The following is a 13,682-nucleotide window of genomic DNA, read 5'->3' as shown; positions in this document are numbered from 1 at the left end:
GCCGGTGGCGAACGGCCGGTGACCGGTCGTCAGGTCGGATCTTCAGCTGATCCGCGGGGCCCGTGTCCCTGATACGGTCCCCGCAGGTCAGGCCGATTCGGCCCCGTCACCGAGAGGTTGGAACCCCATGCCGGACCCCGCCGCGCGCGATGCCGCCGAAGAGGCGTCGGCCTTCTCGCACCCGGCCGTCCCCCCCGACGCCACCGCCGCGTACGGCGAGCACCCCGACCAGATCGTCGACCTGTACGCCCCCAGGACCGGCGGCGGCCGCGCCCCGCTCGTCGTCGTCCTGCACGGCGGCGCCTGGCGGGCCCCCTACGACCGCCTGCACATCAGCCCCTTCGCGGACTTCCTCGCCCGCCGCGGCTTCGCCGTCGCCAGCGTCGAGTACCGGCGCGGCCCCGGTCTGCCCCACCAGGACGGCACCGCGCCGGTCGCGGGCCGCTGGCCGGAGACCTTCGACGACGTGGCCGCCGCCCTCGACGCCCTGCCCGCTCTGGCCGCCGCCCACCTGCCGGGGGCCGACCCGCACCGCACGGTCCTCACCGGGCACTCGGCCGGCGGCCAGCTCGCCCTGTGGGCCGCCGCCCGGCACGTGCTGCCCGCGGGCTCCCCCTGGCGGCTGCCCGCCCCGCCCGCGCTGCGCGGAGTCGTCGCCCTCGCCCCGATCGGGCACTTCGACCGGGCCCGCGAACTCGACGTGTGCGGCGGCGCGGTGACCCAGCTGCTCGGCGGCGGGGAGGCGTACGACGAGCGGGCCGCGGTCACCGACCCGGCGCGGCTGCTGCCCACCGGCATCGCCACCGCCCTCGTCCAGGGCCGCGCGGACCTCACCGTCCCCGCCGAGGTCGCCGACGCCTTCGTGGAGGCGGCGGCGAAGGCCGGCGAGACGGTCGGACTGACGCTCCTGGAGGACGTCGGCCACTTCCCGCTGATCGACCCGGCGGCCGACGCGTGCGCGGTGGTCGCGGAGGAGCTCGCGCAGCTCGCCTTCTGAGGGGGACCCGGCGGTCCCGCCGGGTTCTTTTTCCCGAACCGTCGTCAACGGCTCTGGATATTCTCTGAGTTCTGCGACGTGTGTGACCACAGGGGGGACAGAGGCTCATGGGAACCGACGATCAGACAGGCGCGGTGCCTCCGCCCCCTCCGCAGTACCCGCCTTCCTCCCCGCCCCCGCAGCACTCGCCCGCCGTCCCGCCCCCGCAGCCGCCGCCGGGCCCGCCCCGGTCGGAGCAGCCCCGGTGGGCGTGGTGGGTGGCCGGGATCGCCCTGCCCCTGCTGGGCATCGTGGCCAGCCTGGTGGTGGGCATGGACCGCGACGCCGCCTCCCCGGCGGCCGCCCCGCCCCCGGCCTCCTCGGACTCCTCGGGTTCCCCGGACTCGGTCTCCTCCGAAGAGCCGACGGAACCGACCCCGTCCGCCTCCGGTTCCGACTCCGCCTCCGGCGACGAGAGCACGGCGCCGCCCCTCGACCCGCCCGACAGCCCCCTCCCCAGCGGGTCCGGCGCGCCGGCGACCCAGGTGGCCCTGGCCCCTCCCCCGGGGCACGGCCCGGCGCGCGAGTCCTCGTGGGGCCTCGCCCCCGCGCCCTGCACCAACCACGAGCAGCAGCTGATCGACCTCGACACGGGCCTGAGCCGCGTCGAGAGCGAGGACAACGGAAGGATCGAAGAGCCCGGCGGGGCCGAGCTCCACTACTGGCCGGAGAACTGCACGGGCAGCGCCGACTACCGCCTGAGGGGCGTCCCCAACACCCGGGTGGGCCTCCTGCGGGCCGACGACCCGCACACCGCCGAGCACTGCCGGAAGGTCTCGAACACCGGCCTGCCCCCGATGGACCTGAACGACTCCGGGACGATCGAGCGGGCCGGCTTCGTCGTCGGCGCCGCCATCTGCTCCGTGACGGCCGAGGGCGCCGTCGCCATGGCGACGATCGACCACATCAGCGACAGCGGCATCGGCGGCGAGGCCACCGCCAGCGGCACCCTCTACGTCTGGCCCAAGAAGCCCTGACCGGGACGCGGAGGAGCGCGTAGTACTCAAGGGGGACGGCCCGGGATCCGTATCCAGCGGGACGCGGGCGTCCCCGGCCGTTCCGTACCGTGGGCGGCGTGAATCCGACACAGACCCCCGACACGGGCAGCCGCAGCCCCGAGCTCCGCATGACGCTGGACGCCCTCGGCGGTCTGCGCGCGGACCTCGCGGGCGACGCCCTCTCCTACCGCCCGCTGCCCCGGCTCGCGCCGGACAGCCCCGCCCTGCGCTTCCTGCCCCGGCGGATACGCCCGCACGCCGGGCTGCTGCCGCACGCGGTGATCTGCTTCCTCGCCCTGGTGACCTTCCTCCTCGGCTTCGACAACATCGGCGGCACCGGCCCGGTCGCCCTCGTCTCCTGCCTGACGCCGGTCGCCGCCGTGCTCCTGACCCTGATCCGGCCCGCGCCGGCCTTCTGGCTCTCGCTGGGCTCGACGCCGTTCGTCGCCTATCTGACCGGGTACGACGGCTGGCCCTGGGCGCCGAACTCCTTCGGCGCCCACCTCTTCGTCCTGGTGATCGTCGCGCTGCGGACCGGGCCCCGGGCCGCCGCCTGGATGTGGGTCCTCACCGCCGGGTACGCCACCTTCACCGCCTTCTTCCTGGGCATGGGCTCGGGATACGGCTTCAACGGCGCCGAGATGCTCTTCTTCTCCGCGCTCTTCCTGCTGGTCATCGCCGTCGTCCAGATCCGCCGCCAGGCGGACCGGGAGGTCACCGCCCAGCAGACCGTCACCGCCGTCGAGCGCTCGAAGCGGACCCTCCTGGAGGAGCGGACGACCATCGCCCGGGAGCTGCACGACGTCGTCGCCCACCACATGTCGGTGGTCGCCATCCAGGCCGAGGCCGCGCCCTACCGGGTCGAGAACCCGCCGCCCGAGCTGGAGCAGGCCTTCCGCACCATCCGGGAGAACGCGGTGGCCGCCCTCACCGAGCTGCGCCGCATCCTCGGCGTCGTCCGCGCCGAGGACTACGAGGCCCCCGACGCCCCGCAGCCGACCCTCGCCGACCTCGACGGCCTGGTCGGCAACGTCCGGGAGGCCGGGCTCGACGTGACCATGACGGTGACCGGCGCGGTGCGCGAGCTGCCGCAGGGCGTGGAGCTGTCCGCGTACCGGATCGTCCAGGAGGCCCTGTCGAACGTGCTGCGGCACGCGCCCGGCGCCCCGGCGAAGGTCGAGGTCAGCCATGTACTCGGCGGTCTCGGCCTGCGGATCGCCAACGGCCCGGCGCGCGGCCTGGTGAAGCCCTCGCCGGGGGCGGGCCACGGCATCACGGGCATGCGGGAGCGTGTCACGATGCTCGGCGGCGAGATGACCGACGGACCGACCGAGGACAGCGGCTACGAGGTCGCCGTCTTCGTCCCCGTCCAGCGGGAAGAGATCCGGCACGAAGGGACCGACCAGTGATCAGGGTGCTGATCGTCGACGACCAGATCATGGTCCGGGAGGGCTTCTCCGTACTGCTCGGCGCGATGCCGGACATCGAGGTCGTCGGGGAGGCCGTCAACGGCCGGGAGGCCGTGGCGCAGGTCGCCGCCCTCCGCCCGGACGTGGTCCTGATGGACATCCGGATGCCCGAGCTGAACGGCATCGAGGCCACCCGGGAGATCGTCGCCGCCGACGCGGACGCCAAGGTGCTCGTCCTGACCACCTTCGACCTCGACGAGTACGTCTACCAGGCGCTGCGCGCCGGCGCCTCCGGCTTCCTCCTCAAGGACGCCTCCGCCCGGCAGCTCGCCGAGGGCGTCCGGGTCGTCGCGGCGGGGGAGGCGCTGCTCGCGCCGACCGTGACGAAGCGGCTCATCACCGAGTTCGCGAAGTCCGCCGACACCGCGCCGAAGGCGCCCGCCGTCGCCCAGATCGGCGAGCTGACCGAGCGCGAGACGGAGGTCCTGGTCCTCATCGCCCAGGGCCTGTCCAACCAGGAGATCGCCGGTCACCTCGTCGTCGCCGAGTCGACCATCAAGACCCACGTCAGCCGGATCCTGGTGAAGCTGGGCCTGCGCGACCGGACGCAGGCGGCGGTCTTCGCGTACGAGGCACGGCTGGTGCAGGTCGGTCGCTGAACGGGGCGGGCGGGGGTAGCGTCCGGGCATGGACGCCGTCGCCGCCTTCGACCCCTGGTCCCCGGAGTTCGTCGCCGACCCGTATCCGGCCTACGCGGAGCTGCGCGCCGCCGGGCGCGCCCACTGGTACGGGCCCACCCGCCAGTGGCTGATCCCGCGCCACGAGGACGTGTCGGCGCTGCTGCGGGACCGGCGCCTGGGGCGTACGTACACCCACCGCTTCACCCACGAGGAGTTCGGGCGCCCGGCGCCGGACCCCCGCCACGAGCCCTTCCACACCCTCAACGACCACGGGCTGCTCGACCTGGAGGGCGCCGACCACGCCCGTATCCGGCGGCTGGTGTCGAAGGCGTTCACCCCGAGGACGGTGGAGCGGCTGGCGCCGACGGTACGGGGGCTGGCGGAGGGCCTGGTGGGGGAGCTGGTCGCGGCGGGCGGCGGCGACCTCCAGGCGGCGGTCGCCGAACCGCTGCCGGTCGCGGTCATCGCCGCGGTGCTGGGCGTCCCGGAGGAGGACGAGGAGCGGGCCATGCTGCGGCCCTGGTCGGCGGCGATCTGCGGGATGTTCGAGCTGAACCCCTCGGAGGAGACGGCCCGGGCGGCCGTCCGCGCCTCGGTCGAGTTCTCCGGCTACCTGCGGGAGCTGATCGCGCGGCGGCGGGCCGAGCCGGGCGACGACCTGGTCTCGGCGCTGATCGGGGTGGCGGAGCTGACCGAGCAGGAGGTGGTCTCCACCTGCGTGCTGCTGCTCAACGCGGGGCACGAGGCGACCGTCAACTCGACCGTCGGCGGGGTGTGGACGCTGCTGCGGCACGGGGCGTGGGCCCCGTTCCCCCCGGCGGACCCGTCCACGGCCGTGGACGAACTCCTGCGGTACGACACCCCGCTGCACCTGTTCGAACGCTGGGTCCTCGACGACGTCGAGGTCGGCGGGACCGTCATCCCCCGGGGCTCGGAGGTCGCCCTCCTCCTCGGCTCCGCCAACCGCGACCCGGACCGCTTCGGCCCCACGGCGGACGAGCTGGACCTGACCCGCGCCGACAACCCGCACGTCACCTTCGGCGCGGGCGTCCACTACTGCCTCGGCGCCCCGCTGGCCCGCCTCGAACTCGCCGAGGTCTTCCGCGCCCTGCGGGAGCGGGCGCCCGGGCTGCGGCTCGCCGCGGACCCCGTCCGGAAGCCCGGTTACGTGATCCGCGGCTTCGAGTCCCTCCTCGTGGAGGTCTGAGCGCGTCAGACCTGGAGGTCGCGGCGGCGCAGCCCCGCCAGGCCGGCCGCGGTGAGGGCCGCCGCCGACGCGGTGAGCACGATCAGCGGGGTCCAGGCCGTCTCCGGGCCCGGCAGCCGGGGCAGGTGGGCGAAGGGGGAGACGTTCAGGACCGCCTGGGGCAGGTTCAGGGCCGGGCCGATCCAGCCGAGCGCCAGGCAGAGCCCGGCGGCGGCCCACCCGGCGCCCGCCGCCCGGGGCAGCGCGCCCCACAGGAGGGTGGCGACGCCCGCGAGCGTCCAGACGGCGGGGAGCTGGGCGAGGGCGGCGCCGACGACGGGGCCGTACGAGCCGCCGAAGCCGAGGGAGAGGCCGAGGCCCGCCGCGAGGAGGATCAGCGCGGAGCCGCCGAAGGCGGGGACGAGGTGGCCGGCCGCCCAGCGCAGCCGTCCCAGGGAGCCCGCGAGGAGGGGTTCCGCGCGCCCGGAGGTCTCCTCGGTGTGCGCCCGGAGCACCGCGCCGACCGCGTACAGCGCGGCGAGCATGCCGAAGAGGGAGACCATCGTGGCGAGGAAGGCCTCGGTGAGCGCGGTCTGGCCGCCCATCCGCTCGAAGATCTCGCGGGCCTTCTCGTTGTCGCCGACGAGCTCCGCCGCCCCCTCGGCCATGCCGCCGAAGACCAGCCCGCCGAGGAGGAAGCCGGCCCCCCAGCCGGTCAGGGCGCCGCGCTGGAGCCGCAGGGCGAGGGCCCCGGCGCCGGCGAGCCGGCCGGCGGCGGGGCCGGGCCGGGTGGCGAGGAAGGACGCGCCGACGTCGCGCCGGGCGGCGAGTCCGTACGCGAGGACGGTCTGCGCGGCGACGGCGGCGGCGATCAGGAGCAGCACCCACCACCGCTCGTCGGCGTAGGCGCGGACGTTCTCGGCCCAGCCGACGGGCGAGAGCCAGGTGAGGACGGAGCCCCCGGAGGCGTCCCCCGAGTCGCCCGCCGCGCGCAGCACGAACGCGAGGCCGAGGACGCCGCCCGCGATGCCCTTGGCGAGCCGGGCACTCTCGGTGAGCTGCGCGGCGAGCGCGGCGACGGTCGCGAAGACCATGCCGGTGCCGCCGACGGCGAGGCCGAGGGCGAGCGCCCCGGCCGTGCCCTGGCCGGCGAGCCCGGCGAAGACGATCAGGGCGGTGGCGGAGTTGAGGGCCAGCGCGGCGAGGAGCGCGGAGGTGAGCGGCGCGCGGCGGCCGACCGCTCCGGCGGAGAGCAGTTCCTGACGGCCCGTCTCCTCCTCCTCGCGGGTGTGCCGGACGACGGTGATCAGGCTCGCGACGGCCGCGAGGACGGCGGCGAAGGTGCCGAAGCGCCAGGCGACGAGCCCGCCGAGGGAGTCGGAGAAGACCGGCCCGTAGAGCGAGCGCAGGGAGTTGTTGGCGGTCATGGAGGCGGCGAGTTCGGCGCGCGCGGCGGCGGTGTCGTACAGGCCGCCGAGGGAGCCGGGGCCGGAGGCGACGAGGCCGCCGGTGGCCAGGGTCCAGAGGGGGAGGGCGAGGCGGTCGCGGCGGAGCGCGAGCCGGGTGAGGGTGCCGGTGCCGGCGAGGGAGGTCATGACGCCGCCTCGGTGTCCGCGTAGTGGCGGAGGAAGAGCTCCTCCAGGGTGGGCGGGGTGCTGGTGAGCGAGCGGACGCCGGCGGCCAGGAGCGCGGCGAGGACCGGGTCGAGCTTGTCGGTGTCGACCTGGAGCCGGACCTTGCGGCCCTCGACGCGCAGGTCGTGGACGCCGGCGAGGCGGTCCAGGCCCTCGGGGGCGCCGGCGAGCTCGGCGGTGACGCTGGTGCGGGTCAGGTGGCGCAGCTGCGCGAGCGAGCCCGACTCGACGGTGCGGCCCTTGCGGACGATGCTGACCCGGTCGCAGAGGGTCTCGACCTCGCTGAGGATGTGGCTGGAGAGCAGGACGGTCCGCCCCCGGTCGCGGGCCTCGCGGACGCAGTCCTGGAAGACCTCCTCCATCAGCGGGTCGAGGCCGCTGGTGGGTTCGTCGAGGACGAGGAGTTCGGCGTCGGAGGCGAAGGCGGCGACGAGGGCGACCTTCTGCCGGTTGCCCTTGGAGTAGGTGCGGCCCTTCTTGGTGGGGTCGAGCTCGAAGCGCTCGACCAGCTCCGCGCGGCGGGCCCGGTCGAGGCCGGTGCCGCGCAGCCGCCCGTACAGGTCGATGACCTCGCCGCCGGAGAGGTTCCGCCAGAGGGTGACGTCGCCGGGGACGTACGCCAGGCGCCGGTGGAGGGCGACCGCGTCGGCCCAGGGGTCGCCGCCGAGCAGCCGGACGGTGCCGGAGTCGGCGCGCAGCAGCCCGAGGAGGACCCGGATGGTGGTGGACTTCCCGGCGCCGTTGGGGCCGAGGAAGCCGTGGACCTCGCCGGTGGCGACGGTGAGGTCGAGTCCGTCGAGGGCGTGGGTGCGGCCGAAGGACTTGTGGAGCCCCGTGACGCTGATGGCGTTCGTCATGCTTCGGAACGTACGCTCATTTCACAAACTTGTGAAGTTAAGGAACCGTAAAAAGAGACGGTATAGAGTCGGCCCATGACCAGCACCGAAGGCACCCCCGCGCAGGAGGAGGCCGTCTCCCGCTTCGTGGAACGCTTCGCCGGCGAGCTGACCGAGGCCGGCATGCAGCGGATGGCCTCCCGGGTCTTCGCCGCCCTGCTCGCCTCCGAGACCGCCTCGCTGACCTCGGCCGAGCTCGCCGAACAGCTCAGGATCAGCCCCGCCGCCGTCTCCGGCGCCATCCGCTACCTCACCCAGGTCGGCATGGTCGCCCGCGAACGCGAACCGGGCACCCGGCGCGAGCGGTACGTGCTCCACAACGAGATCTGGTACGAGACCTTCACCCGCCGCGACCAGATCCTCCTCCGCTGGGAGAAGGTCCTCCGCGACGGCGCCGCCACCCTCGGCCCCGACACGGCCGCCGGCGCCCGCACCACCGAGACCGCCGACTTCTTCGCCTTCATGCAGGAGGAGATGCTCACCCTGATGGACCGCTGGCGCGAACGGAGGACGAGGAAGGCGGCCGACGGCGACCCCCAGGATCCGGCCGCCCCCTGAAGCCCCTCCGGCGGGGCCCCCACCGGCGGTCTCCCGCAGATCCAGCGCACGCGCCGGGCCGGTGTCAGGCGTCGCCGCGCGGCAGTGTCAGGCCCCAGCCCTCCGGGTGGACCGTCCAGGTGCGGCGGCGGACCGGGCCGGCGACGCGGCCGTCGGCCCGGTAGCGGAAGTCGGGACCGGAGACGGTCAGGACGCCGGCGGAGGCGCGGCGCGGGGAAGCGGCCGGTCCGGCCGGGTGGACGGTCACCCGCGCCGTGCCGCCACCGCCGTCCGGGCGGGCCGTCACCGCCGTCACCGGCGCGTCCACGTCGGCCAGCAGCACCCCGTCGGCCTCCACCCGCAGCCGGTGCACCAGGACGCCGGGATGCGGCGGCGCGGGCCGCACCAGGGTGCGCACCAGGGAGCGGCAGGTGCCCCAGACGGAGGGGGCGGCCCCGGCGGCGGGGACGGGCACGGCGGGCACCCGCAGGTCGCCCAGGACCACCCCGTCGCTGTCGTCGACCAGCAGGTCCAGGCTCCGCACCGCCCCGTCCAGGACCGTCCGGGCTGCGGCCACCGCGGTGCGCGGCACGCCGAGGCCGTACGCGACCTCCAGGGCGTCCGGCGGGCCGATCGGGACGAGCGCGAGCGGCGCCCGGTCCCGCTGCAGCAGGGTCACCGCGCGGAGCAGCGCCCGGTCGTCCCCGAGGACGACGGGACGCCGGGAGCCGCGCCGGGACAGGGCGCGGGAGAATTCCTCGGGGGAGTCCGGCAGGCAGATCTTCGCCTCCGCGCCGGCGGACAGGACATCCTTCGCGATCCGCACGGACTCGCCGTCACTTCGGCGGGCGACCGGGTCGACGATGACCAGCAGCTGGTCGTGATCCGACACCTCGGTCCTTCCTCGGGTAGCATCTTTGTGCAAGAGCCCCTTGCGCTATTGCGCCAGGGGCTTCGTCTATTCCGGGGCACACCGGTGAGGCGGCGTACGCCCCCTGACCTTGGACATGCCCCACCCGGAAGGGGTGTACGCCTGTGCCCGCACTTGTGCTGCTCGGTGCTCAGTGGGGTGACGAGGGCAAGGGAAAGGCCACCGACCTGCTCGGTGGATCCGTGGACTACGTGGTGCGTTACCAGGGCGGCAACAATGCCGGCCACACGGTCGTCGTCGGCGACCAGAAGTACGCGCTCCACCTCCTCCCTTCCGGAATCCTCTCTCCGGGGTGCACCCCGGTGATCGGGAACGGTGTCGTCGTCGACCCGGCGGTCCTGCTCTCCGAGCTGAGCGGACTGAACGAGCGAGGCGTGGACACGTCGAAGCTCCTGATCAGTGGCAACGCCCATCTGATCACCCCGTACAACGTCACCCTCGACAAGGTGACGGAACGGTTCCTCGGCAAGCGCAAGATCGGCACCACCGGTCGCGGCATCGGCCCCACCTACGCCGACAAGATCAACCGCGTCGGCATCCGGGTCCAGGACCTCTACGACGAGTCGATCCTGGAGCAGAAGGTCGAGGCGGCCCTGGAGCAGAAGAACCAGCTCCTCGCCAAGGTCTTCAACCGCCGCGCCATCGAGTCCGGCCGGATCGTCGAGGAGATGCTCCAGTACGCGGAGCAGATCAAGCCCTTCGTGGCCGACACGACCCTGATCCTCAACAACGCCATCGACGAGGGCAAGGTCGTCCTCTTCGAGGGCGGCCAGGGCACCCTCCTGGACGTGGACCACGGCACGTACCCCTTCGTCACCTCCTCGAACCCGACCGCCGGCGGCGCCTGCACCGGCGCGGGCGTCGGCCCGACGAAGATCAACCGGGTCATCGGCATCCTCAAGGCCTACACGACCCGCGTCGGCGCCGGCCCGTTCCCGACCGAGCTCTTCGACGCGGACGGCGAGGCGCTGCGCCGCATCGGCGGCGAGCGGGGCGTCACCACCGGCCGCGACCGCCGCTGCGGCTGGTTCGACGCGGTCATCGCCCGCTACGCGACCCGCGTCAACGGCCTGACCGACTTCTTCCTCACCAAGCTGGACGTCCTGACCGGCTGGGAGGAGATCCCGGTCTGCGTCGCGTACGAGATCGACGGCAAGCGCGTCGAGGAGCTCCCGTACTCGCAGACCGACTTCCACCACGCGAAGCCGATCTACGAGACCCTGCCCGGCTGGTCGGAGGACATCACGAAGGCCAAGACCTTCGCGGACCTCCCGAAGAACGCGCAGAACTACGTGAAGGCGCTGGAGGAGATGTCCGGCGCCCCGATCTCCGCCATCGGCGTCGGCCCCGGCCGCACCGAGACCATCGAGATCAACTCCTTCCTGTAGGCGGTACGTACGAAGGGCCCGCGTCTCCTGGAGGCGCGGGCCCTTCGCCGTTCCCGTCAGCCGTCAGCCGTCAGCCGTCAGCCGTCAGCCGTCCAGCTTCGTGTCCCGGCCGACCTTGTCCCAGGCGGTCAGGTCCGCGCGGACCTGGTCCAGGTGGGCGTGGACCGCGTCGATCGCGTCGTCGCCGAGGGCGAGCCGCAGCGGGGTCTCCTCGGCGGCGAGCGCCGCGAGGACGGCGGCGGCGGCCTTGGCCGGGTCGCCGGGCTGGGTGCCGTCGCCGGACTCCACGTAGGCACGGGTGGCGCCGACCGTGTCGGCGTAGTCGGCTATGCCGGCACCGCTGAGGCCGCCGTTGACGAAGAGACTGGTGCGGAAGGCGCCGGGCTCGACGATCAGGACGTCGATGCCGAGCGGGCGGACCTCCGTGGCCAGCGCCTCCGACATGCCCTCCAGGGCGAACTTCGTCGCGCTGTACGCACCGAAACCGGGCAGCGACATCTGCCCGCCCACACTGCTGAGCTGCACGATCGCGCCGCTGCGGCGGGCCCGCATGTGCGGCAGGACCGCGCGGACGAGGGCGGCGGGGCCGAAGACGTGGACGTCGAAGAGGGAGCGGAGCTCCTCGTCGCCGGTCTCCTCCACCGAGCCCACGTGGGTGCGGCCCGCGTTGTTCACCAGGACGTCGACCCGGCCGTGCCGCTCCACGACCCCCGCCACCACCCGGTCGACCGCCGCGCCGTCGGTGACGTCCAGGGCGACCGGGTCGACCCGGCCCGGGTGGGCGGCGACGAGGTCGTCCAGCGTCTCCGCGCGGCGGGCCGCCGCGACCACGAGGTCACCGGCGGCGACCGCCGCCTCGGTGAAGGCGCGCCCGAAGCCGCTGTTCGCACCGGTGATCAGCCATACCCTGCTCATCCGTACTTCCCCCTGTGACCGAAGGTGTCGCCCGGCCCACCGCCGTGGCACAACCAGCTTGCCCTGTGCGGGGGTTGTGCGGGCGAGAACGGGCCAGGAGGAGCGGGGGCGGGGGGAGCGAGGCCCGTCAGTCGGGCCGGCGGTACTCGGCCGGTTCGGTGTCCGTCATCGGGTAGACCTGGAAGATCTTCTCGCCCTTGTACGTGGTCAGGACCAGGTAGCTGCCCAGGTCGTCGCGGACGCAGTCCGGGTCGGCGCCGGGTTCGAGGGTCATGGGGCCGGTGACGTACGGGGCCGTCGTGGTGGCCAGGATGGCGGTCCAGGTGCAGTTGACGGCGTCCGAGAGGGTGTTGCCCTGCTCGTCGGTGCGCGGGTAGACGCTGAGGGTGCGCAGGACGGCGGCGCCGACCGCGCCCTGGGCGACGGTCACCTCGTCGGTGTAGCGGTCGGCCTCGGGGCCCTCGACGAGGGGCTTCGCCTTCCAGCGGCCGAGGTACTCCTCCGGGAGGATCTCCGAGCCGGTGCGGGCCTTGTGGAAGGTGGTCCTCGCGGCGCCCGAGGTCCATTCGAGGACCTCGGGGGAGCGCAGGGTGAGGGTCTGGTGCGCGGCGGCCGTGCACCGCTGGGCGGGCACGCTCGTGGTGACGGTCGACTCGCCCAGGACGACCTTGTCCTCGTCGGCGGAGACCAGGCGCGAGCGGCCCATGCACAGGCGGCCGTCGCCCACGTGGGTGTACACGGCGGTCTTGGCTCCGGCGGGCCCCTGGGACAGCTCGATGCGGACGGTCTCGCGGGGGTGTTCGGGGGTGCCCTGGAGGACCCCCTCCCAGGCGCCGAGGAAGGCGTCGGGCACGGCCCCTGCGGGCCGGGAGCCGGTGGAGGACGAGGCGGAGGACGAGCCGGTGCCCCTGCCGTCTCCGCCGGGGGTGCCGTCCGGTCCGCCCAGCGGCCAGAAGGCGTAGCCGACGCCCGCGGCGGCCGCGACGGCCGCCGTCGCGAGCGCGGCGGTCAGCACCCGGCGGCGGGAGCGGGAGCGCGGCGGCTCCGGGGCCGGGGCGGGCGCGGGCGCGGAGGTGCCCCCGGTGGCGGACGGCCCGGGCGTCGGGTCGCCCGCCGTGCGGTCGGGGGCGCGCTCGGAGGCGTACGCCGTCCCGGCGGCGCCCTCCGTGCCCTCCGCCTCCAGGATCCGGGCGGCGTGCCGGCCGAGGCGGGCCAGGACGTCGGCGGGCAGCCAGGGGTCGGAGACCGGCAGCGTCCCGGCGATCTCGGCCGCCGTCGGCCGGGCCGCCGGGTCCTTGGCGAGGCAGGCCCGGATCAGCCCGGTCAGCGCGGGCGCCACGTCCGTCAGGTCGGGGTCGTCGTGCGCGATCCGGAACATCAGCGCGTGGACGCCGCTGTCGGAGGTGCCGAAGGGGGAGCGGCCGGTCGCCGCGTAGGCGAGGACCGAGCCCAGGCAGAAGACGTCGGAGGCCGGCCCCAGCTTCTCGCCGCGCACCTGCTCGGGCGACATGAAGCCGGGGGAGCCGACGACGGCGCCGGTGCTGGTGAGCCCGCCGTCGGTGACGGTGTCGACGGCCCGGGCGATGCCGAAGTCGATGATCCGGGGGCCGTCGACGGTCAGCAGCACGTTGGAGGGCTTGAGGTCGCGGTGGACGAGCCCGGCCCGGTGGATGTGGTCCAGGGCCTGCCCGAGCCCGGCGCCCAGGGTCCGTACGGTCGCGGGCGGCAGCGGCCCGTACTCGTCGCCGACGACGGTCCGCAGCGAGGGGCCGGGCACGTAGCCGATGGCCACCCACGGGGAGGCGGCGGTGGTGTCGGAGCCGAGGACGGGCGCGGTGCCGGTGCCGCCGACCCGCTCCAGGGCCTCGACCTCACGGGCGAAGCGCCGCCGGAACTCGTCCTGGGCGGCCAGTTCGGCGTGCACCACCTTGACGGCGACGGTCCGCCCGCCGGCCGAACGCGCGAGGAACACCCGGCCCATCCCGCCGACCCCGAGCCGGCCGATGAGTCGGAACGGGCCGATGGCGACCGGGTCTTCCGCGTTCAATGGCTCCACGTGGCAAGAGGATGCC

12 protein-coding genes are annotated in these 13,682 nt (G+C 74.5%); 7 read left to right on the top strand and 5 right to left on the bottom strand.

Annotation, left to right across the window (positions count from 1 at the left end):
* The first annotated feature begins 127 nt into the window (after window positions 1-127).
* The 5 genes from ACF1ED_RS28465 to ACF1ED_RS28445 all read left to right on the top strand — a co-directional run bounded on the left by ACF1ED_RS28465 (window position 128) and on the right by ACF1ED_RS28445 (window position 5,330).
* Window positions 128-997 carry an alpha/beta hydrolase family protein gene (locus ACF1ED_RS28465; protein ID WP_391765202.1) on the top strand — a complete coding sequence of 290 codons (870 nt, stop codon included), beginning with the start codon at window positions 128-130 and terminating at the stop codon, window positions 995-997.
* 257 nt (window positions 998-1,254) lie between these two features.
* Window positions 1,255-2,013, top strand: coding sequence for a hypothetical protein (locus ACF1ED_RS28460; protein ID WP_391765200.1), 759 nt, complete (start codon window positions 1,255-1,257; stop codon window positions 2,011-2,013).
* 149 nt (window positions 2,014-2,162) lie between these two features.
* The gene (locus tag ACF1ED_RS28455) at window positions 2,163-3,443 is read left to right on the top strand and encodes a sensor histidine kinase (protein WP_391765270.1); all 1,281 of its coding nucleotides are present in this window, start codon (window positions 2,163-2,165) and stop codon (window positions 3,441-3,443) included.
* The gene (locus tag ACF1ED_RS28450) at window positions 3,440-4,102 is read left to right on the top strand and encodes a response regulator (RefSeq protein WP_391765198.1); all 663 of its coding nucleotides are present in this window, start codon (window positions 3,440-3,442) and stop codon (window positions 4,100-4,102) included. Before ACF1ED_RS28455 ends, ACF1ED_RS28450 begins: the two co-directional genes overlap by 4 nt.
* Before the next feature lie 28 nt (window positions 4,103-4,130).
* The gene (locus ACF1ED_RS28445; RefSeq protein ID WP_391765196.1) at window positions 4,131-5,330 is read left to right on the top strand and encodes a cytochrome P450; all 1,200 of its coding nucleotides are present in this window, start codon (window positions 4,131-4,133) and stop codon (window positions 5,328-5,330) included.
* A gap of 5 nt (window positions 5,331-5,335) precedes the next feature.
* Here ACF1ED_RS28445 and ACF1ED_RS28440 read toward each other — a convergent pair whose 3' ends face one another.
* Window positions 5,336-6,904, bottom strand: coding sequence for an ABC transporter permease (locus ACF1ED_RS28440; RefSeq protein WP_391765194.1), 1,569 nt, complete (start codon window positions 6,902-6,904; stop codon window positions 5,336-5,338).
* A complete protein-coding gene (locus tag ACF1ED_RS28435; protein ID WP_391765192.1) occupies window positions 6,901-7,800 on the bottom strand; it encodes an ATP-binding cassette domain-containing protein in 900 nt (299 codons plus the stop codon). Before ACF1ED_RS28435 ends, ACF1ED_RS28440 begins: the two co-directional genes overlap by 4 nt.
* A gap of 75 nt (window positions 7,801-7,875) precedes the next feature.
* Between ACF1ED_RS28435 and ACF1ED_RS28430 the strand changes: the two genes are divergently transcribed.
* Window positions 7,876-8,397 carry a GbsR/MarR family transcriptional regulator gene (locus ACF1ED_RS28430; RefSeq protein ID WP_391765190.1) on the top strand — a complete coding sequence of 174 codons (522 nt, stop codon included), beginning with the start codon at window positions 7,876-7,878 and terminating at the stop codon, window positions 8,395-8,397.
* A 64-nt stretch (window positions 8,398-8,461) separates the two neighbouring features.
* On the opposite strand, the gene ACF1ED_RS28425 is transcribed toward ACF1ED_RS28430, so the two are convergent.
* Window positions 8,462-9,268 (bottom strand): diacylglycerol kinase, encoded by an 807-nt coding sequence (locus ACF1ED_RS28425; RefSeq protein WP_391765188.1) that lies wholly within the window; start codon window positions 9,266-9,268, stop codon window positions 8,462-8,464.
* Between the two features lie 143 nt (window positions 9,269-9,411).
* On the opposite strand from ACF1ED_RS28425, the gene ACF1ED_RS28420 reads away from it, so the two are divergent.
* Window positions 9,412-10,695 (top strand): adenylosuccinate synthase, encoded by a 1,284-nt coding sequence (locus ACF1ED_RS28420; protein WP_391765186.1) that lies wholly within the window; start codon window positions 9,412-9,414, stop codon window positions 10,693-10,695.
* An 84-nt stretch (window positions 10,696-10,779) separates the two neighbouring features.
* Here ACF1ED_RS28420 and ACF1ED_RS28415 read toward each other — a convergent pair whose 3' ends face one another.
* Window positions 10,780-11,610 carry an oxidoreductase gene (locus ACF1ED_RS28415; protein ID WP_391765184.1) on the bottom strand — a complete coding sequence of 277 codons (831 nt, stop codon included), beginning with the start codon at window positions 11,608-11,610 and terminating at the stop codon, window positions 10,780-10,782.
* 127 nt (window positions 11,611-11,737) lie between these two features.
* Window positions 11,738-13,666: a serine/threonine-protein kinase gene (locus tag ACF1ED_RS28410; protein WP_391765182.1), complete on the bottom strand. Its 1,929-nt coding sequence runs from the start codon at window positions 13,664-13,666 to the stop codon at window positions 11,738-11,740.
* Between the last annotated feature and the right edge of the window lie 16 nt (window positions 13,667-13,682).

The sequence above is a fragment of the Streptomyces sp. NPDC014656 genome (assembly GCF_043084305.1).
GTDB lineage: Bacteria > Actinomycetota > Actinomycetes > Streptomycetales > Streptomycetaceae > Streptomyces.
This window is presented reverse-complemented; position numbering and strand designations above follow the sequence as displayed.